Origin of the sequence: Flammeovirga pectinis (genome assembly GCF_003970675.1) — a bacterium.
GTDB lineage: Bacteria > Bacteroidota > Bacteroidia > Cytophagales > Flammeovirgaceae > Flammeovirga > Flammeovirga pectinis.
This window is the reverse complement of the sequence record NZ_CP034562.1, coordinates 1200434-1223804: the sequence shown is the minus strand read 5'-3', so window position 1 is coordinate 1223804 and position 23371 is coordinate 1200434. Positions and strand designations below refer to the sequence as shown.

Here is a 23371-nt window from a genome sequence, read left to right as displayed (position 1 = left end):
ATTGATAATGCAGTTCATACCTATTATTTTTAGTGGGTGTGAATAAGTAATCGTCTTTAAACGTTTTTCTTTGAACCCTTACTTCCAACATGATTATCTTTAAAAATACTACCGCTACCGTCGAGTGGGATGTACTAACCAAGTCAGTTGAATGTACTTGGAAGCATTATAGTAATGTAGATGAAATGGAAGAAGTAATTCTAGCCATAATTGATTTATCTGAGGCCAATGATATTGATTTTTACGTATCAAACCGTTCTAATCTAACTTTCATATGGAGTGGCCATAAAGAATGGTCAATGTTTAAAAAATTTAATTTTAATATTAAGCATCAATTTTCTGATGTTTTTATATTAGATCATCAAAAAGAAAAAAACTTCCCGTTCTTCTTAGCATTAAGTAAGACACTGGATGTTGATTTTAATTATCAAAAAAACAATTACTTTAGGCAAAGGCGTGTCTTAGATGCACATATTAAAGAAATCAGTCTGAAAAATTAAACAAAAACGTCTCATGATTAATTATCATGAGATGTTTTTGTTTAAGAAAAATATAAATTATCTATGATAATACACTTCTAGAAATAACAATTTTCTGTATTTCAGAAGTTCCTTCATATATCTGAGTAATCTTTGCGTCACGCATTAATCTTTCTACATGGTACTCTTTAACATACCCATATCCTCCATGAACTTGTACAGCTTCTACTGATACTTCCATAGCTACTTCAGAGGCATATAACTTAGCCATAGCAGATGCTTCTGAATAATCTTTCCCTTGATCTTTCAACCAAGCTGATTTATATACTAACATTCTAGCTGCCTCTATTTTCGTTACCATATCCGCCAATTTAAATGCAATTGCTTGATGCTCACAAATAGGTTTACCAAATGTCTTTCTCTCTTTAGAATACTTTAAAGCTAACTCGTAGGCTCCAGCTGCAATACCAAGTGCTTGAGCTGCAATCCCTATTCGTCCACCATTAAGTGTACCCATAGCGAATTTAAAACCAAAACCATCTTCTCCTATTCTATTTTCTTTAGGCACTTTTACATCCGTAAAACTAAGCATATGTGTATCAGAACCTCTTATCCCTAGTTTATCTTCTTTTTTACCTACAACAAAGCCTTCCATGCCTTTTTCTACAATAAGACAATTGATTCCTTTATGTCCTTTACTTCTATCTGTCTGTGCAATCACAAGATATATAGATGCAGAGTTACCGTTAGTAATCCAATTTTTTGTGCCGTTTACTAAGTAATGGTCTCCTTTATCTATTGCTTCAGTTGTTTGAGAAGTGGCATCACTCCCTGCTTCTGGTTCCGACAAACAGAAAGCACCTATTGCCTCCCCTGAAGATAATCTTGGTAAATATTTTTGTTTTTGTTCTTCTGATCCAAATTTCTCAAGGCCCCAACAAACTAAAGAGTTATTAACCGACATTGAAACAGAGGCTGAAGCGTCAATCTTAGAAATCTCCTCCATTGCAATAACATATGAAAGTGTATCCATACCTCCACCACCATACTTTGGATCAACCATCATTGACATAAAGCCAAGTTCTCCCATTTGCTTTACTTGCTCTTTAGGAAAACGTTGTTCCGTATCTCGTTCAATAACGCCTTCCAATAATTCTGATACGGCAAAATCTCTTGCTGCTTCTTTAACAGCTAATTGTTCTTCTGTTAGTTCAAAATTCATGTGTGTAAATTGGTAAAATTCTATTGTGTTAATTGTGAATAATTACTCAAATATACAAACCTTATCCGAAAAGAAAAGTATTTAGTGTTTAGTTTACGTTTTAAATTTAATTATTTATGAACAAATATTCATTTATTAAATCACAGTGACGGTTTAGTAAAATTCTTGATAAATTAAAAAACACAAAATAAAAAAAGCCCTCCAAGTTGGAGGGCTAAATATTTTATAGAAAAATTGAATTAAATCAATTATTATCTTAACTGCTGACCAATTGTAAAGTGGAATTGGCTACCACTTGGATCAAGACGTCCCGGAGGTGCATCGAAACCATATGCCCAGTCAATACCTAACATACCAAATGCTGGCATGAAGATACGAGCACCAAAACCAGCTGATTTATACATATCAAATGGGTTAAACTCATCTATTGATGCCCAGTTATTACCACCTTCTGCAAAACCTAAAACATAAATTGTTGCTGCTGGATTTAATGATACAGGATAACGGAGTTCCATTACAAACTTGTTGTAAGCAACACCACCTAAACCATCTGTTTCATAAGGTACAATAGAGTTATTTTCATAACCTCTTAAACCAATTGTTTCTGTACCTAATAATGCATATTGCTGAGTTAATCCATCACCACCCATGATAAATCTTTCAAAAGGTCCTAAACCTTTATCTTGATTATAGGCTGCTAAGAAACCAAAGTGAGCCCTTGCTGCTAAAACTAAATCACCTGCGATGGCTTGGTACCAAGCATTATCAAACATCCATTTATTGTATTCTACCCATTTGTATCTTTCTTCATCAGTAATATCTGCTGATGTGAAATCTTTATCCTGCATTAATGAATAAGGAGGAGTTAAACTGATACTTAATGAAATTTGAGAACCTCTACGTGGATAAGTTGGTTGATCGACACTATTTCTTGCAATTGTTGTATTGAAAGTTAAGTTATATGATTTACCATTATTGTAATCTCCAAAACCAGTTGCATACCAGTTGTTCAAATCATACACTAAGAATGATAATGAATTGGTCATTGTAAACCAGTCATCAGGCCATTGTAAACGACGTCCTAATGAAACCGTTGCTGCATTAATGCCTAAGCTACCAACTTTTACATCTCCACTATATGAGTTTTGATTAGAGTAGTTATAACTTACGGTTAATGAGTTTGGTTTACGACCACCCAACCAAGGTTCTGTAAATGAAATAGAGTACGTTTGGTACTGAATACCTGACGCTTGAACTCTTAATTGTAATCTTTGCCCGTCTCCTGCTGGAAGTGGTTTCCATTTAGAAAAATCACCAACATTTCTAAGGGAGAAGTTATTAAATACTAAACCAACAGTACCTACAAAACCGTAGTAACCACCCCAACCACCAGAAAGTTCAATCTGGTCGTTTGCTTTTTCTGTCAAACCGTAATGTATATCTACAGTACCGTTAGACATGTTAGGCTTAGGTTGAATATCAATTGTTTCAGGATCAAAATATCCTAAAGTTGATAATTCACGTTGTGTTCTTATTAGATCTGCACGGCTAAATTTCTGTCCTGGTAAAGTTCTTACTTCACGATAAATTACGTGATCGGAAGTTTTAGTGTTACCATTTACTACAATTTTAGATATATAAGCTTGCTCTCCTTCAAAAACACGCATCTCAATATCTACCGAATCTCCTACTACTAATACTTCTACAGGTGTTACATTAAAGAATAAGTATCCATCATCCATATATAAAGCAGAAATATCTGCTCCACTAGGGTTAAATGATAAACGCTTATTAAGTTCTGATGTATTGTAAACATCACCTGGAGAAATACCAAGTACACGTCCTAACTGCTCATCGTTATACTTATAGTTACCCGTCCATTTAATACTACGGTAGTAATAACGCTGACCTTCATACATATCAATTTCGATATTTACTGATTTTTCAGTAACATCATAAACTGTATCTCTTAAAATTTCAGCATCACGGAAACCTTCTTCGTTATAATATTCAACTAAACTCTTTTTATCATTTTTATACTCTTCGTCTATAAATTTAGATGGAGTAAAAATACGACCAAAACGTTTTTCTTTAGTTTTCTTCATTTTACGCTTTACCTTTTTCTCGGTAAGCTCTTCAACACCTGCCAACGTAATCTCCTCAATTTTCACTTTGGATTTCTTATTGACATCAATTCTTAGAATTACAGAGTTAGCTAATACAGGGTCTTTCTCTCTTACGATTTTAACCTCCGTATTTCTAAAACCTTTCTCAGCATAATGTCCTTTAATAACGTTTTGAGTATTACGAATCATTGATTCAGTAACAATTCGTCCTCTTACTAATTGAACCTTATCTGTAAGTGTTTTTGCTTGTCCCTTTTTAATCCCTTCAAAATAGAATCTTGATAATTTAGGGCGCTCTGTAAGAGCAATTTGTAGATAAGCATCATTACCTTGAATCTCAGTAATGTTGATTTTTACATCACCAACAATACCTAATTTCCAAAGTTTTTTAACCGCCTTACTAACAGCATCACCTGGAATAGTAATTTTCTCTCCTACTTTAAGTCCAGAGATGTTAATCAATGCATTTTTATCATTAAAGTCTGCACCGACTACATCAATACCAGCTATAGTATATTCTACTGGAGTACCGTAGTCTACCTTATACTTGCCACTTTGAGAACCATAATTGGTACCAAATTGAGCTTGTGCTGAAGTTATTGCGAATGTCCAAATTGAGATGAACGTCAACAGTCTATAAACTGCTTTTTTTGTTGATATCATGCGTTTTGCTTGATCTCTTTTTATTTAAGCCTGCTAAAAAATTAAGAAAGTTGCTCACTTGTTTTTCCATAACGACGCTCACGTCCTTGGAATACATGTAATGCTTCGTGAAGCACTTCCTTTCTGAAGTCAGGCCAAAGTACATTAGTAAAAAATAATTCAGTATAAGCAATTTCCCATAACAAGAAATTACTAATTCGTTGTTCACCACTCGTACGAATGAGGAGTTCCGGATCTGGCATATTTGCAGTCGACAAATAACTTTTTATCGTATCTTCTTCAATTGCATCTATTTTTCCAGACTTGTAATCCTCACACATTTTCTGAGTCGCTTGAGTAATATCCCATCGACCACTATAACTTAAGGCCAACACTAAAGTTAGACCCGTATTATTCTGTGTTAGTTGTATTGCTTCTTGTAATTCTTTTTGACAATCTTTTGGTAACATAGAAATATTACCGATTGCCTTAAGCTTTACATTGTTTTTTGTCAATGTTTTTGTTTCTGAACGAATAGTAGACACTAATAATTGCATCAATCCAAATACTTCTGCTTTGGGTCTATCCCAATTTTCTGTAGAAAAAGCATACAATGTCAAAAAGTCAATGCCTAATTCAGCACAACCTTCTGTAGCATCTCTTACAGCTTTGATAGCATTTTTATGTCCAAATATACGTTTAGCTCCTTTACCTTTTGCCCATCTGCCATTACCATCCATGATAATAGCTATGTGTTTAGGTAGATTCGCTTTATCTATATTATCATTCATTACTAAATTCTTCAAGAACAATTACTTTAATAGTAGTTACAATAAATATTGTATACCGAACGGCGAAATTAAAGATAAATCGAGCAGATAACAACAAAAAAAGAATCTCATATTAAAACATTTGGCACTTATTTTAGAATAAAGTGTATTTTTATATAAATTCACCCTCTCAAAGCAACGAGCAAACGATCTATGTACATTCACATTATCAACAAGATAATGATTTTTTAAGGTAATAAAACAATGATACTCTCATATAAATCTATAAATCTGTTAAATAAAAAAATTGGACATTTTGTTTCTTATTTTAGTATACTTTTAATCATAATTGTATGCTTTGATGTATTTAGCAGATATGTTTTCAATTATACAACTGCTGCAATTGCAGAACTAGAGTGGCATTTATTTGCTTGTATCTTTCTTTTAAATGCAGGAAATACACTCCGATTAGATAAACACGTTCGTGTAGATGCTCTATATTCTAACTTCTCTCCAAAGGTAAAATCAGCTATAAACATTTTAGGTTTTTTTATATTTCTATTACCTTTTTGCTGTATTATAATTGACGCGAGTTTACCTTATGTTAAAAACTCGTTTATAATTATGGAAACTTCTACCGATCCGGGTGGGTTACCTTTTCGTTTTTTAATTAAAGCATGTATTCCTATCAGTATATTTTTACTTTTTCTACAAGGACTAAGTAATTGTATTGAAAATACACTTTCACTTTTTAATTCTACAGAAAAAAACTAATGATACTACTTCTTTTATTTTTATGTCTATTTGCTGCACTCCTTTTAGGGTATCCTGTAGCATTTACATTAGCAGGTGTTTCTTTAATTTTTGGTTTTTATACTTTTGGATTAGACTTATTCTATCTGTTACCACTCCGTATTTTTGGTACAATGAGTAATCAGATATTAATTGCTGTACCTCTTTTTGTTTATATGGGAGTAATGCTAGAAAAATCTGGTATTGCAAGTAGACTTCTTAATACAATGGCTATTTTACTTGGTAAAGTTAAAGGTGGCCTTGCAATTTCTGTTGCGTTAGTTGGTGCAATGCTTGCGGCTTCTACAGGTATAGTGGGTGCAACCGTAGTTACTATGGGTTTAATGAGTTTGCCTTCTATGCTTAAAAGAGGTTACACTCCAGAATATGCTACGGGGATAATTGCAGCATCGGGAACATTAGGACAAATTATACCACCAAGTATTGTTTTAATTCTAATGGGAAGCGTAATGAACATATCAATTGGGGAGCTGTTTATTGCTGCCGTAGTTCCCGGTGTTCTCTTAGTTATTTGCTATATCTTTTATGTATATATTTATGCCGTTATTTACCCAGATGATGTACCTCCAATTCCTGAAGAAGAAATTGCTGCATTTAAAAAAGAACTAACTCCATCTCTTCTTATTAAGACTTTTGTTTTACCATTCCTTTTAATTTTATCAGTACTAGGTTCTATATTCTTAGGTATTGCTTCTCCAACTGAAGCTGCTGGTGTTGGTGCAATGGCTGCAACTTTATTAACTGCACTAGAAGGTAAACTTACTTGGAAAGCTGTAAAAGAATCTGCTTTTGAAAGTGGAAATTTAACAAGTATGGTATTTATGATACTTGTTGGTGCAACTGCTTTTGGTTTAGTATTTAGAGGATTAGGTGGAGATGATCTACTTGTTGAATTAATTCAATCTGCAGATCTTGAGCCTTATACTTTCCTTGCTTTGGTTATGGTAGGTATTTTTATTGCAGGCTTCTTTATCGATTTCATAGAAATCATCTTTATTTTCATGCCTGTTGTAACACCAATTTTCGAAATGTATGGCTTAAACACATTATGGATAGCCATATTAGTTTCACTAAATCTACAAACATCGTTTTTAACTCCTCCTTTTGGCTTCTCATTATTCTACCTAAAAGGTGTCGCACCTAAGGAAATTAAAACAAAACAGATTTATAAAGGAATAGTACCTTATATCGGAATTCAAATCTTACTTATCACTGGTATTATATTCTTCCCTGAGATTGTTACTTGGCTACCTAATTTCTTAGATTAGGTAGTTGATTTAAACTTAAGGTTCCACCCTTTAATACACAAAAGAAGCATACCTAAAAGATAAATAAAATCTTCTGATGGAATAGTACCTATTCGAACATCACTAAATTCTCCGCTATTGTACCAAACAACAGGTTCTTCTGTAATTGCACCAGTTAGAATCCCGTTAAATAACAAAAATGGAATTAAAGTGAGTACATAAGTCCACCAAAATGCATTGTTTAGTTGATTAAAAGTAACCAATAAAGCAAGAAGCAAAACTGCTAAATTAAAGTACGAATACATACCTCCGTGGTAGGCTTGGCTTATTGCAACCCCTATAAAAAAATATGCTGGCAAGAATGATTTTTGCTTTGTAGATGGAAAATAAGCTAAAACTACTTCATAGATAAAAAGAAAGCAGTAAGGTATTATCAAGAAGAATAACCACTCCTCAAGAGGTAGATGAAGAAATTCTATTTTAACAAGATAATCTGGGTTAAAGCCCCAGTATAACATGAATGTAAAAAAAACATCCCATGGAATATAAATTGCCCACAGAAAGAATAATGCAGGAAGTAATTTAGGCCAATGCTTATAAAAAGCTACTTTCTTATCAAAGCTAAGAACAAAAGGACCTAAAATAGCAATTATGTTTAGGTACAAATATAAATTAAACTGTTCCGGCATTATTGTGTTTTTGAGTTACTTTTTTTCCTTTCGCTTCTATCCAATATTTCATTGGAATTATTAGCATTCCAAAACAAGCACCGTCTTCTTTTGTCATCTTTTTATGATGCACTTTGTGTGCTTTTCTAATCGCTCTAAAGTAACGGTTATTTGTATTATCAAACCATTTAAATCTTCTATGAATCAACACATCATGCATTAAGAAATAACACAATCCGTACAAGGCGATACCAGCACCAATCCACACAAAAGTATACTGATTATAAATCATTCCTAACATAATTCCCAACCAAGATGGAATAGCAAAAATTAGAAAAAACAGGTCGTTCTTTTCAAAGAAATTTTCGTGAGGTCCATGATGATCTTCATGTAAATACCATAAAAAACCATGCATTACATATTTATGAGCTGCCCATGCAACCATTTCCATTACTAAGAAGGTTGATAGAACAATTAGAATATCTAGAAGCATTGCCATATAATTTAAAAATTTGCGATTACTTGTAAAATAAAGTAGCCAAAGAATGTTAGATATAAATAAATCGACAGTGGATTCCTTGAAGGGAAAAACTTTATTCGAATATAAATGAAAATACTCATAAATACCCACCAACTAATATAATTAATCATTGGAGGCATGCCTTGAGACCATTTCCAAAAACCTAAAGGTTCGCAAACCATCTCTATAAATACATCAAGAATTACGACAACCCCTCCGCCTGTAAAACTCGAAATTATTTTATTCCATTTAGAAACATATTTATTTATCAATTCACTACCTGCAACAGCTAATACTAGCCAATTGATGGGAATAACTAAGGGTACTCCATCTAATTTCAATCCTAAATTATTTAAGTAAACGTAGTCTCCGAATAAAATACCTGTATGAACACCATACCATTCTATTAAAAAACTTGATATATACACAAAAATAAACCACCCAATAACACCTTTACTTTTCACCTCTTCAAAATAAAAAAGACATAAAAAAGAGGTAAATAATAAAAATGGTGAGAAAGGAAGTAGAAGTTGATTGTAAGGTGTAAAAGCAACTATACCACCTACAGTATAAAATACTGATAATAGTATTTTTGTTATTTGAAGATTTGTTAGTTCAATTTCTTTTTGAAATTCGCGTACCTGCATAAAATTAAGTCTTTGCTACTAATGATGATACAATTTTTGCACTATTTAAACATAGAGGTATTCCACCACCAGGATGAACACTGCCTCCTACAAAATAAAGATTTTTATATTTTGATGATTTATTTCTCTGTCTATACAGTGCATGCGTTAATTTATTACTATTCAGACCATATAAAGCACCTTTCCAACTCATCGTATCTTGTTCGATAGTTTTAGGCGTCCAATGAGAAGAATAGCTTATCTTACTTTTTAAATCAATTGATAATGATTTAGAAAGTTTACTAATAATTTTTTCTTCAATCTTCTTGATTAACTCCTTCGTAAATAGTTCTGGAGCTGCAGGAACATTAATCATAACAAACCAATTCTCACCTCCTATTGGAGCATCATTATGATTCATCTTACTACTAATATGTACATAAATTGTAGGGTCATCTGGTATTTTAAACTCCTCAAATAATTGTCTAAACTCCTCTTTATAATCGTCAGAAAAGAAGATATTATGCAAATCTAATTGAGAGAAAGAATGATTTATACCCCAATAAAATACCAATGCAGAAGATGATAATTCCTTGGTTTTAGGAACATGAACTTTTTCTTCTACCACATTTGGCAAAAAGAAATTAACATCTGCATTAGAAACAAATAAGTCTGCAGAAAAGTCTGCATTATTTGTTGCTACACTTACAATTTTATTTTTTAGTGTTTTTATACTTTTCACCTTTTGATCAGTCAAGAAAGTCACTCCTTGCTCTTCTGCTAAACGAATTAAAGATGTAGCTATACTTCTCATTCCGTCTTTAGGAAAAAAAACGCCATCAGAATGTTCTAGTGCACTAATTACACGCATTATTGAGGGAGTCTGATAAGGATTTGAACCATTATAAGTAGCATATCTATTAAACAGTTGAACAAGCTGCTCGTGTTTAAAATGCTTTTCATTAAACTTATTTAGCGATTCAAATATTCCTAATCTAGTCAGTACCGGTAAAGCTTTCATTACATCTTTATTTAAAAGATCTGAAAGGTTAGTTAGAGCACTTTCTAAGAAAATAGGAGCCGTTTTTTTATAATCGTCAATAATCTGATTTAATACCTTGTGGATATCAACTCCCCAAAGTTCTTTTACAGCTAATCCAAATTTAGTTGGATCACTCCAACCCGTAAACTCAGTAGTATCTGAAAAGAAATATTTAGTTGCTATCTCATTTTCGGTATAATCAAAATATTCTTTAGGTTCTTTGTTGTACAGTTGAAATAGTTCTGTAACCAAATGAGGTAATGTAAATAATGAAGGTCCTTGATCAAAAGTAAATCCGTTATCCGTTTTAAACTGACGTAATTTACCTCCTAATATTGAGGTACCTTCAAGAACTGTTACTTTGTAACCTAATTTATTTACTCTTAATGCTGCGGCAATTCCTCCAATTCCGGCACCTATAACAACTGCTTTTTTCATTACTATGCCGTTATGCTATAGCACGGCTATTTTTATCTAATTCGTTTTTTACTTTTTCCCAACACAAAGGAAACCAAGCCGTAAAATCAGAAGGTTGATCTATTAACCATTGGTCTAAATCTTTTCTTGATATAAATTTCACTTGCTCTACTTCTTCCGGATTAAAATCCACTAATCCATTGTATTCACCTATAAAAATATAATCGAATTCATGTTCAGTTAAACCGTTTCCAAAAGCCGCTTTATACAAAATTGAATCTATCTCAATTACTTGAGTTGTAAACCCCAATTCTTCTTGTAACCTTCTTTCTGTAGCAAAGCTTAAAGTTTCATTTACTCTAGGGTGGCTACAGCATGAGTTTGTCCATAAACCACCTGAATGGTATTTAGACAACGCCCTTTGTTGCAATAATAAATCTCCATTTTCGTTAAAAATAAAAATAGAAAATGCTCTGTGGAGAAGACCTTCAACGTGTGCTTGAAGTTTCTCCATTTTCCCTATTGGATTATCTTGTTTGTCTACTAATATTACCTCCTCCATCTTATAAAATATTTACTTGATGACGAACATAAGATTGGAAGAATAAAGCATATTTTTTAGGATCAGGAATTCTTAAACGTTCTTTAAGAATTACATTGGCTGGCGTTTTCTTCACTTTATTAAATAAACGCGTATAGTAGATATAAGCTAAGTAAACCCCAAAACGAGCTTTTTTAGGCAGTTGTTTAATGCCTTCAAAACCTGCATCAAAATCTTCTTGAATATCCGCTTCTAATTCTTTTTTAACTTCATCATTAAAAACAGAAATATCGATATTAGGGAAATAAACTCTTCCTAAATCACGTACATCAGCTTTTAAATCTCTTAAAAAATTTATTTTTTGGAAAGCAGAACCTAAAGCCATTGCAGACGGCTTTAATCTTTGGTATTCTTTTTCATTTCCTTCTAAAAATACACGTAAGCACATTAGGCCTACAACTTCTGCTGAACCTAAAATGTAGTCTTTATATTCTTGTTCAGAGTACTCCTTTTTATTTAAGTCCATACGCATACTTTTAATAAAAAGAGTAATAAGTTCTCTTTCTATTCCGTACTTGTTTACAACTTCTTGATAACATTGTAAAACTGGGTTCGTACTAATACCCGTATCGATTGCTTTGTAACAATCGTTTTCAAATTCATCGAGTAATTCTTCTTTGTTGAAACCATGGAAGGAATCAACAATTTCATCAGCTACTCTGACAAAACCATAAATTGCATAAATAGGATTTCTTAGTTGAGGAGCTAAAAAGCGAATACCAATTGCGAATGATGTAGTGTATTTTTTAGTTATGATCCGAGACAAATCATATGATAAATCATCATATATTTTTTTCATAGCGTATTATAAGATTAAGCGTTAATCTGAGGTGTTAAGGATAATTTCTTTTTTAAGATTTCTCTAGCAACTAATTCACCAGAGATAATTGATGGTGGTACTCCTGGACCTGGTACAGTTAACTGCCCTGCCATAAGTACATTATCGAGTTTCTTGATTCTTATTGACGGCTTCAAGAAGGCCGTTTGCTTTAGAACATTAGAAAGTCCGTAAGCATTCCCTTTAAAGGCATTATATTCTGAAACAAAATCATTGTGAGCAAAAGTTCGTTTCACAACAAGGTGTTTTGATATATCAACTCCGGTAGATTTTTCAATTCTATCTACTAATATATTAAAATATTTTTCTCTAACCTCTTCTGTGTCTTCCATTCCTGGTGCAACAGGTATTAAAAGCATTAAGTTTTCTGCTCCTTTAGGTGCAATTAAATCGTCTGACACAGATGGAGCACAGATATAAAACAATGGATCTTTAGGCCATGCTGGGTTATCATAAATTTCTTCTGCATGTGCATCAAAAGGGGTATCAAAATACAAATTATGATGATGTATGTTTGGAATCTTAGTATCTAAACCAATGTAATACAATAAACATGACGGTGCCATTTTACGACTCCCCCAATATTTTTCATCGTAATTGCGATAGGCTTTTGGAAGTAATTTCTGTTCAAAATGGTGGTAGTCACAAGAAGCTACCCATTCGTCGTGCTGAATAGTTTCGCCATTAACTTCTACTGAAACCATTTTCTTACCCTCGCAATTCACTTTACTTACTGGCGAATTGAAGTGAAAAACGACTCCTTTTTCTAAAGCTAACTTCTCAAAACCTCCTACTACTTCTGCCATTCCTCCTTTAGGATACCATGTCCCTAATTTTAAATCTGCATAGTTCATTAAACTATATAAGGCAGGTGTTCTTTTAGCTACATCGCCTAAAAACAAAACAGGAAATTCTAATATTTTTAGGATCTTTTCGTGTTGAAAATACTTACGTACATAAGATGCAAAATCTGAGATTAAATGTAAACGAGGGACATTTTTAATGACTTGCCATTCAGCAAAATCCATAAAAGAATAAGATGGCCTATGTACAAAGTCATCCATACCTATTCTGTATTTGATTTCTGCCTCATCAATAAAATCAAATAATTTCTCTCTTGCTCCCGTTTCCCATGATTCAAATAAATCACCTAGTTTATCTAACTGTGCAGGGATATCTGTATAATCATTTGCTGACCAATAAATTCTATAAGATGGATCTAAACGTGTTAAGTCGTAATAATCACTTACTTTTTTACCAAATTTACCAAAGAAATTTTCAAATACATCCGGCATCCAATACCAAGATGGACCTAAATCAAAAGTAAAGCCTTCTGTTTGCCATATTCTCGCACGGCCTCCTGCCATTTCGTTTTTTTCGTAAACATGAACATCATGTCCTTTGTCTGCTAAAGTTATTGCTGCACACAATCCTGTGAAGCCAGATCCTATTACTCCTATTGAAGCCATCTCAATGTAAATGTTTAATGGTCTTTTAAAAATTCTAACTAATTGTATAAACAGATGGGTTAAAAAAATGTTTAAACAAAGTATAGTTTAAAAGTTATTTCATGTACAAATTACTGATTGTATATTGATTAATCAGTAAAAAAATCTAATTATTTACGTATCACTAAATAAATTATTCTAAAAAAAAAGGATACCCTGTTGGGTATCCTTTCAAAAATTTAAGTTTTTAATACTTTATTACTCCGCTTTACCAAAGTAAACATTCTCAATTAACGCAGTATTTACATCTACATTCATGTTTTCATTATGCCCTTCAAACTGAACAGATACTTTGTTTTTTCCTTTATTAAGGGTAACCTTCATTCTGTTTGTTAGCCCAATACTAGACCATTCGTCCGTACCTCTCTGAGACATTACAATTGTAGCTGCTTCTTCACCATTAATCTGTAAACTTCTTATAGCACATTTGTTATCTGTATTCCAAGGTCCACTCCCATTTGCATAAGAAAACCATATAAAATAAGTTCCTGCTTCTTTTGCTGAAATAGTAAAATTAACTTTTTTATTTCTCGATTTAGATAGTTCTAAAGTTCCAGACGGTGCACCATCAATAGCTATTTTTTTGTTAGCTCTAGATATACTAGAAACGTTTTTAGCAACAATAGGTCCCACATTAATTGGTTCTGAAACGTAAGATGCATACCCTGTTTTATCAGTTGCTTGAACGGCATACTCTTCTAAAGATACTGCTTTTGGAATAGTGAAAGTTGTTCCAGAAACCTTTTGGATCACCTTACCATTTTTCACCACTTCATAGCTTACAGCACCTTCAACTTTTTCCCATGTCAGTTCCTCTCCTTTTAATTCAGCTTGAGGTGTTTCTAAATGGAAACGATTTGCTACTTTATTAGATGATGTTCCCGTTGTAATATCATTATCTGCTAGAATTATTTCTATCGAATGTCTTCCTCCTTTTTCTAAAGAGATTGCATGGGCATCGTCTTGAACTCCATCAATTGTAAAACTTTTGATTTTATTCCCGAAACCACTCAATTTAATAGATAATTCGTTGTTCCAAAGTTTTAAGTTCTTTAATTCTTTAACCCCTTTATATGCAGCTGGCACTGTTGGATGAAATGATAATACGCCATTTCTATCAATCGATATACCATAAAAAACGTGGTAAATCATAGCCATGTTTCCAGATAAACTCCATAACATTTCATCAGAATTAACTTCTGTACCCATGTAATCACCATCTTCTGCCACAAAGTTCTCTTTATTCGTTAAGAACAAAGCTGCAGGTCTATAGATTGATGCTAAACCTTGTTCTAACGCTGTTCCATTACCCGTTTTTGCTGCTGCAATGTTCCAGTACGCTTGAACAAATGGCCATATTCCATTATTATGGTAAGGTGGAATACCTGGTATTTGAGGGTAAACACATGCTGTTCCAAAAGGAACAATTGGAGATTTAGTTACAATTTCTGCACTTCTTTTACTATCACTTACATCAAATAAAACAGCTAGTGCTTCTCCTAAAGCTTCAAACTTGGGAGATAGCATCATAGTATTACGACCGTATAAATATTGTGCATAATACCCTTTATCATCCATCCAAAGATGTGTGTTTATTGCATTTTTCAGGTTTGTTGCTAACTCACCATACTGGTTCATTTCTTTAGATTTACCTAATACGTTTGCCATTCTTTCTGCAATTTTCATTGCTTCATAATGCACTACATTAGTCCCTAAATTCATTGAACGATAGATATCTCCATTATCCATCCACCTAGGGTAAGTTTGTTTTCTCCAATCCAAAAATGATGATTCTCCACGCATAAGTCCGGTTTGCTTATCGTAAACAATATACATATCATCATCTATTGTATTTGTGATTACCTTAAATGCTTCTTTCAACCAATCTTTATCGCCTGTTGTTGTATAAACATTCCAAGCCGCTAATGCCCATGTTACTCTATCAGAAGAAACTGGCCATGCTCCACCAGAACCTGTATCTTGAATAATACGATTTCTTTTTACTTTTTTTCTAAGAGATGTTTTTGCTCTTTCAGGGTCTAAAATTGATAAACTCAGTACAATAGAATAACTAATATCTCTTGTCCAAACTCCACCCCATTCTTTCCCTGTTCTAAAAGTACCGTCTGCTTCAGAATCTGCTACTAGTTCATTTAATGCTAAATTGTACAAGGCATCAACTAAAGGAATATCTGATGTAAAAGTTGGGTATTTATCTATCTTTTTAGAAGATTTCCATACAGGTGATGTTTGCTTTTCTGGATCTGGGGCATTCATCATGAAAGTTATTTCATAAATACCATCTCCATCTTTATCCAATAATTGTTCTCTTTCACTTAGGTTTTCAAAATCCCAACGTAGAGGTGCACTACCTCCGGCAATAAAAACACCTTTAAAATCTTCTTTTGAAATTTTCTCTCCGTGAATATCTGTATAATATCCTTGTTTTTTAAAAGCGTCTAATACAGGTGACATATCTAATTTGAAAGTCACTTTTGTATTTTTCTCCAACCAATCCATTTGATCAACTTTCTCAGTCATTGCCCAAGGCTCACCAAACTTCATAGTTTTAGTTGTAAAACTTCCATTTTCTGGGTGAATCACTATTCTATGATTAATGCCATAAGTAAGCTCATCGTCTTTGCCATTAATACTAAATTTAAACTCTACAGCTCTACTGTAGGCATCTTGTAATGGACTTTTATAATTTGATGTCATTTCCTTAGAAGAAATAACTTTCGCTTCAAAATCACCTTGGGTTACATGATCTCGATAAACCTTATACGTTGACGACGAATATAAGAGTTCGTCTTTACCCGAATCACAGGCTGTAAATAATACTGCTGATAAACACAGCAAGGAAATAAAGTGTATAGTCTTTTTCATATTGTGTAATTACTTATAGTAAGTAAGTTACAATATCTTTTTGATTCATAATAGTGATTATCAATGCAATCGGTTACAAGAAAAGTTAAGAAATTTAAAGAGTATTACATATTATCAGAAATTAGATTAAGTATTAACTAATTCAATTTTTATTTGCGTTAATTTTTTGGCTTCATTATTGAATAATACTACTTTATAATTGAATTATTTAATGACTAGAATAATTCAATCCTATTCAATACTACTAGATTCATCTATTTAAAACTTCAAGCAAAAAAATGAAAGTACTATTATTTACTGTGATAGCGTTATTAGTTGTCAATTTTTCTAATGCTCAAGGTAAAAAGAAAGGTCACGACAAGCACCATCATCATGATCACAAGCATGATAAAAAGAAAAAACCAAAAAAGAAGAAACATCACCACGACAAACATTGTCATAGTCACCATCATGATTATACTAATGTTGTAATTGATAATCCTAATGAACAAGCAGTTACAGATGCAAAAACGTTAGGGGTAAGTGTTGGCTTAAATACCTCACAAAAATCTGGTATCGAAAAAGCGTATTTAAATTTTTATCTTAATTTAAATAAAACAACCAATCTAGATGAAGAGCAACGGAATAAAAAATGTAAAGAATTAGAAAAGAAAAGGGATACTGAAGTACAAAATGTACTAAAAGAAAATCAGCTTTCTATTTATACCAACTTTATAAAGTCTTGGTAATAAACACTCCTTTTAATTTAAAAAGATTAAGAACAAAGACACCCACAGCAAGGCTATGGGTGTCTTTTTTTATTTGGACTATCTATTACTCGTTACTTTTTAATAATTTTTTTCCTTACAATCTCATTCGATGATAAATGAGTAAGTTCTAAAATATAAGGCCCTGATGGTAAATGACTAAAAGACAATTGCATAAACTGTGAATTTACAGCATCAATTTCTTTAGCATATAACATTTTACCCATCAAATTATATACTCTTATTACAGTATTTTCTAATTGCTTATTTGAGGCAACCTGTAAAGTATGTTCTGTTGGGTTCGGACTAACTGTAATTGTTAGTGCTTCAGATAACTCACCTGTATCAGATAATGCATTTACTGTAGCAGTTCTCAATGATGAACTTTCTACACTGTCTTCGTCTCCGAAGAAGAAACCATATTCTGCATTTGCTAAGGCAAATTCTATCTGTGCCCAACCTCTGTGGTACTTCTGTGTATATACTTCACCTGCATTATAAGCGGCTTCTAAACGGGCAAACTCAGGATCATCTTTGTATTGAGGACGAATATCTAAGAATGTAACACCCGGTTCAATTGTAGCACCTGTTGCTGTAGTACCGCTGAAACTCGATGGGATATACACTTCTTCTTCAAAGAACCTTGTATAATCAGCTCTCTCTTCTAAAGAAGCCACACCTTTTTCATCTAGGTAGGTTACCCACATTCTATCCAAAATTTCTCTTGCTAAATCTCTAGCAGCAGTATCCAAAACAGCGTGTTTTTCTGTTGCAGCCGCATAATAAGTTAATGCTTTTGCGGTTGAAGCTGCTATACCTAAATCATGATTATAGCTTACTACTTCTACATGAAGCTCACTATTGTCTCCAGGATTGTTAGCATTCCATGTATCAGGTTCTCCTGTCCACTCTAATCCTGCAGGCATATCAAAATCATTTTCGCCTACTAACACCACTATATCAACTACCCATGCTGCCCATTTTTCAATAAGTGCTTTTGCCATTGGATCATTGCTGATATAATAATATTCTGCAACTCTTTCCATTGACCATGCTTGCCAGCCAAACCATCCTCCAGAACCTGGATCATGATAAACTGGGTGAACATCAAATGCCATATCATAGAACGTAGATTTCCCTACTGGATAAGCACTATAATCACCATTCCAACTATTTGTTGCTCCACCTGCAATTGCTCCTTCACTTGATTGTAACCAAGTATAGAATTCCATCTGACGTTGTAAACTTTCATTCCAATCTCTTGCTCCATTTTGAGAAATAGGTTGCATTTCATCTATTTGAGAAAGAGCGTAAGCAGCCATTGGGTTTTGGTAGCCAAAGTGACAATGTGAAGAACCAATTCTAAATGCCCAAGGTGCAGAACTGTCTGCAGAACCACCCCATGACATATACCATGACATTAAGTAATGTGCATTATCATAACTCGTTTGAGAAGTTGCTGATGGTGATTGTGCTCCCAAAGGCTTGAAGTATTTATCAAACATTGCAATACGTAGATAATCACCCATTTTAGAAGCCTTATCCAAGTCTAAATCATTTATGTTAGCACCTTGCTCCTTTGCATATTCTAATGCCCAATACATTACTTGTACTGCTCTTGCATCTGCATCTGGAGCACTTGTGTATCTCCACTGCTCAGAATAACTCGCATCTTGTGTGAATAATGGTAAGAAACCACCTTCTGCACTACCCCAATCAAAACTTTCCCATGATGGATGCGGAACTGTTTCATAAACAGATTCTTGTTCACCTCTTTGGAATGTATTGATGTAAGAAGGAGTACTTATACCATCACCTCTATTGCCATAACCATAGAAGTTATCATTATCCAATAACCAATGCATTTGGTAAATATCTGATGTACCATAAGCTGCTTTTAAATCATCAGAAACATAATCTCCATTCACTGATACTCCAAATTCTAATTTTGAAGGATAACCTGATGGAAGTGGATGTTCTGCAGCATAGGCAGCAGGATTAGTTGCACTGTAAGCGCTGTTGTTAGGTTGATCTAAAGCTGATGGAATGATAAACTGTTCTGTTTTTCTCCATACTTCTTTTAAAGGCTCCCAATCACCTGATATACGACCGTGCATTACTTCTAACCACATCCAATAAGAATACAATTCACTCGTAGATTCATGCCCATGGTCTGGAGCTTCTACTATTAATGTTTCTATAGAATGGTGAGGTGAACCATCTGCACTAAAATAACCATTCGCAGGGTCATAATAAATGTCTCTCATCTCTACAAAACGATCAATATATTTGTTATCACCTGTAGGTGGATCAATAATAATATCGTCTTCTGATACCGTAATTAAAATTACTGCTTCGTCTGACGCACCTTCCGTATCTGTTACTGTCAGGGAAACATTATACGTTCCTACTACTGAATAAGTGTGAGGAATTACTACTCCAGTTTCTGATGTACCATCACCAAAATCCCATGCAAAAGTTAACGTATCTCCATCTACATCTTCTGAATCTGAGGCATCAAAAGTTACACCTAAAGGTGCTTTACCACTTAATTTATTAGTAGTAATAGAAGCTGTTGGTGCTTGATTTTCATTTGGATCAACAGTACCGCATTCTGGAGCATTCGATGAATTACTAAAATAAATAGTATATCCATTTGCTTTAGAAACCAATACAAAATTATCACCATCAGTTGTTACCCAATATTCACCATCTAAACCACTAATTCCAGAACTAGTAATTGTTAAAGAAGGTTGAGCAACTGATAAAGAGTGGGCAACATTTGGCAACAAATCTATATACCAGCTTGGTGACCCATTATTTGTGTTGAATGAGAATTGATATAAACCATTATTTTCGGCATCCCAATTCATTGTAAAATCTCTTATGTTAGAAAGATCTGGACCTCCAGTTCCTAAAACATGGATATTATTAAATGCATCAGTAGATACTCCAGAAAGGGACGTACTTTGTGGTGTGCCAAATGTACAATCACCCTCTACAGGTGGTACATCTTTATCTGTAACAATTATTGTTGTGCTTTTTAAATCAGAAGCTCCTTCAGTGTCTGTTACTGTCAGCATAACCTCGTATTCTCCAACTACAGTAAATATATGACTAACAGAAACTCCTTCTTTAGTACTTCCATTACCGAAATCCCATAAATAAGATAAAGCATCTCCGTCTGCATCTGTAGAACCTGAACCGTCAAAATTCACAGTAAGTGGTTTATTTCCATTGTTTTTATCTGTTGAAATTACGGCTACAGGTGCTGTATTTTCTTCAGGATCAATTACATCTCCACAATCTGGTGTCGCAGCAGAAGTACTAAAATAAATTGTAAATCCTGCTGTTTTTGAAACTAAGACAAAGTTATCTCCATCTTTCGCAGTCCAATAAGCACCATCAAGACCTGATATACCTGAGCTTGTAATTGTAATTGAAGGACTAGCTGCATTTAAATTATGAGTTAAGCCTCCTAATAAATCAATAAACCATGAAGGAGAACCGTTGGCTGTATTCATTGAGAATTGATATAAGCCATTGTTTTCAGCATCCCAGTTGATCGTGAAATCTCTTATATTTGAGAGGTCTGGTCCACCGTTTCCTACTACATGAATATGTTCATATTTTAAGTTCACTAAAGAAGCTATTCCACTGCTTAATGGTGTTCCAAACGTACAATCTGATTCGATTACTTCTGAAACAGTAACCGAAGATGTTATCATATCAGCTTCACCGTCAGTATTTGTAACAGTTAATGTAACAGTAAATTCTCCTACTTCAGTAAATGTATGCGATACTGATAACCCACTACCTACTGTACCATCTCCAAAATCCCATGCATAACTTAAATTAGTATCTAAATTATTCGTAGAAGATGAAGCATTAAAAGTTACTGATAAAGGTGTTGTTCCTGAAGTTAGGGAAGCAGTAAACGATGCTTTTAATTCTGGAATAACAACTCCATTTACTACAATTGATTTAGAAACTAGAGAAGAGACATTTTGTCCATCACTAACTGTCAACTCAATAGTGTACACACCTGGTAGAGTATAAGTCACCGAAGGAGCTACAAGCGTTGATGTTTCACCATTTCCTAAATCCCATGTGTAAGATAAATTATCACCATTCGGATCTGAAGAAGCAGAAGCATCTAAACTAACCTCCAAAGGTGCATATCCTTCTGTTACATTCGCAGTAAAAGATGCAGATGGTGTGTTTCCTCCACCTGGCTCTTCACCAAATACCAAGATACCATTATCATAAACAGGAATTCTTGGCGTTTCTGCTTCAGCATCTAATCCTAATGCAGACCAGTCATTTGAAGTATCATAAGGAACACCTGATTTTACTTTCACATTAATTTGAGCATCCCTCCTAAAAGCAGGATCACCAATTGGAGCAATTTGTTCTCCTTCTAGTGAAATCTCTGCATAATAAATATTTTGAGAGGCATCCCAAGCTTTTACATCCAAAGTTGCATTACCTTGAGCATAACTTAATTCTACATCATAATCTGCGATAGAATAACCAGCATCTACTGCTTCAGTGATATCAAAGAAATAACGGAACTTCAATTTATCAGTTATCCTAGCTGGCCATGCCGTTCTGTTTTGCACTAAAACCCTTACTGTACTACTTGTACTATTATTACTATTGAATTTAGATACAGATCTAATTTCTGCTCTAGTCGGTATTTCTTCAATAGGAAAATTCGCTAAAGGTGATCCACCATATTCTGCATACATTCTTGCTAATGCTCCTGTAAAACAAGCATTATAATCACATGCAACCTCATTGGCAATGTAATCACCTCTATCATCTTCAAATTGATCATTTGCTGTACCTGGACCTCCAGCAAGTGCTCCATAAAGAATATGACTTGCATCGTCTGGTTTGTATTGTAAATTATTTGCCCATGCTCCATGTGCTGCTCTATGGTGAGGATTATTTGCAGGATTATTCCCGAAACCTACCATAAAACTACGGTTGATTGGATTATCACCTAAAGCATAATTGATTTGTCGTACGGCAAAATCATGATATTTTGCTTTTTTAGAAGTAGTTATTTTATCGCTATATACAAAGGCTAAGAATGATGTATTTGAACTATGACGCAAAGACCCCCAAGTTACTAAGTGTGCTTGTCCACCTGGGCTGTAAGTGATTCTATCACCATTATACCCGTCTGTCCAATAATCTAAGTGACGTTCAGCATCTTGCTTATATTCTTCTTTTCCTGTTAATTCAGCCATTAGAATATATGCTCCATAAGATTTATCATCCCATGCTAAACCCCATCCATAAGCTTTTTCATCACTTTGGCCTTCATTAGATAATAACTGGTATTCCGCTTCTGCTTTTGTTAAAAAGGCAGTTTCATTTGTTGCTCTATATAACCAAGCAGCACCCCAAACAAGCTCATCTTGATAACCACTAAACGATCTATAAAAACCTGCGGCATCTGGAATTGCTTCAGAATACACGCCTCTGTAATTGTCTGCAAATTCATACAGTTGTTTAGCATGTTGAAGAAGCAACGTACTGTATGCAGGATCGTTATCTTTAAAAAGAATACTCGATGCTGCCATTGCTGCTGCTGTTTCTGCTGCTAAATCTGTACCTGGCTTAGAAGTGTCAATTTTATACGCAGGTCTATCCATGGTCATTACCTCAGAAGAACCCCAATAGGCGTGATCAGGGCCGCCTGCGCCAACTTGTCCATATAACTCATTTGGTGCTGTATGGCACTTTATCAGATAATCTAAGACAAAACGAAGATTTCTTTTTATAATTGGTAATTGCCCACTTTGAGCATAAGCATCCTCATATTCTATTGCTCCCCAAGCAAGTACAGTAACACTGTAAGCCATCGGGAAACCAAATTTAACATGGTCACCTGCATCGTACCAACCACCGGTAAGATCGTGCCCTACATCTGCGCCATCCATTAAAGCAGAATCATCTCGCCAACTTACCCTATTCCATTCAGGTAGTTCTCCAGATTGTTGTGCTTCGTAGAAAAAGAGAGATTTCTGTAATGCTTCCCCATAATTAAATTGTTGGGCATACAGATTTAAACAAGATAAATGCAGTAGAAATACTACACCTAACTTAGAAATAAATTTCATAATTAGTTTTGTTATAAGTGTGTGTGTGAATAGAAGTGAAACACTCAAGCCATTTAAATAACTATTATTGTATGTTCTTTTCAGTA

General features: G+C 33.9%; 16 protein-coding genes. 4 read left to right on the top strand and 12 right to left on the bottom strand.

From position 1 onward, the window contains the following. The first annotated feature begins 89 nt into the window (after positions 1 to 89). Positions 90 to 500, top strand: coding sequence for a hypothetical protein (locus EI427_RS04990; protein WP_126612263.1), 411 nt, complete (start codon positions 90 to 92; stop codon positions 498 to 500). A 61-nt stretch (positions 501 to 561) separates the two neighbouring features. Here EI427_RS04990 and EI427_RS04985 read toward each other — a convergent pair whose 3' ends face one another. From EI427_RS04985 to EI427_RS04975, 3 genes are all read right to left on the bottom strand, one after another. After that, positions 562 to 1701 (bottom strand): acyl-CoA dehydrogenase, encoded by a 1140-nt coding sequence (locus tag EI427_RS04985; protein ID WP_126612262.1) that lies wholly within the window; start codon positions 1699 to 1701, stop codon positions 562 to 564. Between the two features lie 251 nt (positions 1702 to 1952). Beyond that, entirely contained in the window at positions 1953 to 4490 is a 2538-nt protein-coding gene (gene bamA / locus EI427_RS04980; protein WP_126612260.1) for an outer membrane protein assembly factor BamA, read from the bottom strand. 41 nt (positions 4491 to 4531) lie between these two features. Further along, a complete protein-coding gene (locus EI427_RS04975) occupies positions 4532 to 5260 on the bottom strand; it encodes an isoprenyl transferase (RefSeq protein WP_126612258.1) in 729 nt (242 codons plus the stop codon). 243 nt (positions 5261 to 5503) lie between these two features. Here EI427_RS04975 and EI427_RS04970 point away from each other — a divergent pair, with 243 nt between their 5' ends. Both EI427_RS04970 and EI427_RS04965 read left to right on the top strand, forming a co-directional pair. Then, the gene (locus EI427_RS04970) at positions 5504 to 6013 is read left to right on the top strand and encodes a TRAP transporter small permease subunit (protein ID WP_126612256.1); all 510 of its coding nucleotides are present in this window, start codon (positions 5504 to 5506) and stop codon (positions 6011 to 6013) included. Beyond that, positions 6013 to 7320: a TRAP transporter large permease gene (locus tag EI427_RS04965; protein WP_126612254.1), complete on the top strand. Its 1308-nt coding sequence runs from the start codon at positions 6013 to 6015 to the stop codon at positions 7318 to 7320. The genes EI427_RS04970 and EI427_RS04965 overlap by 1 nt, the downstream gene beginning before the upstream one ends. Here EI427_RS04965 and EI427_RS04960 read toward each other — a convergent pair. The 8 genes from EI427_RS04960 to EI427_RS04925 form a co-directional block, all read right to left on the bottom strand. Then, positions 7317 to 7988, bottom strand: coding sequence for a lycopene cyclase domain-containing protein (locus tag EI427_RS04960; protein ID WP_126612252.1), 672 nt, complete (start codon positions 7986 to 7988; stop codon positions 7317 to 7319). The two genes, EI427_RS04965 and EI427_RS04960, sit on opposite strands and share 4 nt — an antisense overlap. After that, positions 7972 to 8466 carry a sterol desaturase family protein gene (locus EI427_RS04955; RefSeq protein WP_126612250.1) on the bottom strand — a complete coding sequence of 165 codons (495 nt, stop codon included), beginning with the start codon at positions 8464 to 8466 and terminating at the stop codon, positions 7972 to 7974. Before EI427_RS04955 ends, EI427_RS04960 begins: the two co-directional genes overlap by 17 nt. 5 nt (positions 8467 to 8471) lie before the next feature. Then, positions 8472 to 9134 carry a carotenoid biosynthesis protein gene (locus EI427_RS04950; RefSeq protein ID WP_126612248.1) on the bottom strand — a complete coding sequence of 221 codons (663 nt, stop codon included), beginning with the start codon at positions 9132 to 9134 and terminating at the stop codon, positions 8472 to 8474. Between the two features lie 4 nt (positions 9135 to 9138). Further along, positions 9139 to 10593, bottom strand: coding sequence for a 1-hydroxycarotenoid 3,4-desaturase CrtD (gene crtD, locus EI427_RS04945; protein ID WP_126612246.1), 1455 nt, complete (start codon positions 10591 to 10593; stop codon positions 9139 to 9141). 10 nt (positions 10594 to 10603) lie between these two features. Further along, entirely contained in the window at positions 10604 to 11134 is a 531-nt protein-coding gene (gene idi / locus EI427_RS04940; protein WP_126612244.1) for an isopentenyl-diphosphate Delta-isomerase, read from the bottom strand. Position 11135: 1 nt separating this feature from the next. Continuing rightward, entirely contained in the window at positions 11136 to 11972 is an 837-nt protein-coding gene (locus EI427_RS04935) for a phytoene/squalene synthase family protein (RefSeq protein WP_126612242.1), read from the bottom strand. A gap of 14 nt (positions 11973 to 11986) precedes the next feature. Further along, complete coding sequence (locus tag EI427_RS04930) at positions 11987 to 13480, bottom strand: phytoene desaturase family protein (protein ID WP_126612240.1); 1494 nt, start codon at positions 13478 to 13480, stop codon at positions 11987 to 11989. A gap of 237 nt (positions 13481 to 13717) precedes the next feature. Next, positions 13718 to 16405 (bottom strand): alpha-L-rhamnosidase-related protein, encoded by a 2688-nt coding sequence (locus tag EI427_RS04925; protein WP_126612238.1) that lies wholly within the window; start codon positions 16403 to 16405, stop codon positions 13718 to 13720. Between the two features lie 278 nt (positions 16406 to 16683). Between EI427_RS04925 and EI427_RS04920 the strand changes: the two genes are divergently transcribed. Beyond that, positions 16684 to 17133: a hypothetical protein gene (locus tag EI427_RS04920; RefSeq protein WP_126612236.1), complete on the top strand. Its 450-nt coding sequence runs from the start codon at positions 16684 to 16686 to the stop codon at positions 17131 to 17133. A 92-nt stretch (positions 17134 to 17225) separates the two neighbouring features. Here EI427_RS04920 and EI427_RS04915 read toward each other — a convergent pair whose 3' ends face one another. After that, the gene (locus EI427_RS04915) at positions 17226 to 23285 is read right to left on the bottom strand and encodes a glycoside hydrolase family 48 protein (RefSeq protein WP_126612234.1); all 6060 of its coding nucleotides are present in this window, start codon (positions 23283 to 23285) and stop codon (positions 17226 to 17228) included. Positions 23286 to 23371: the final 86 nt, after the last annotated feature.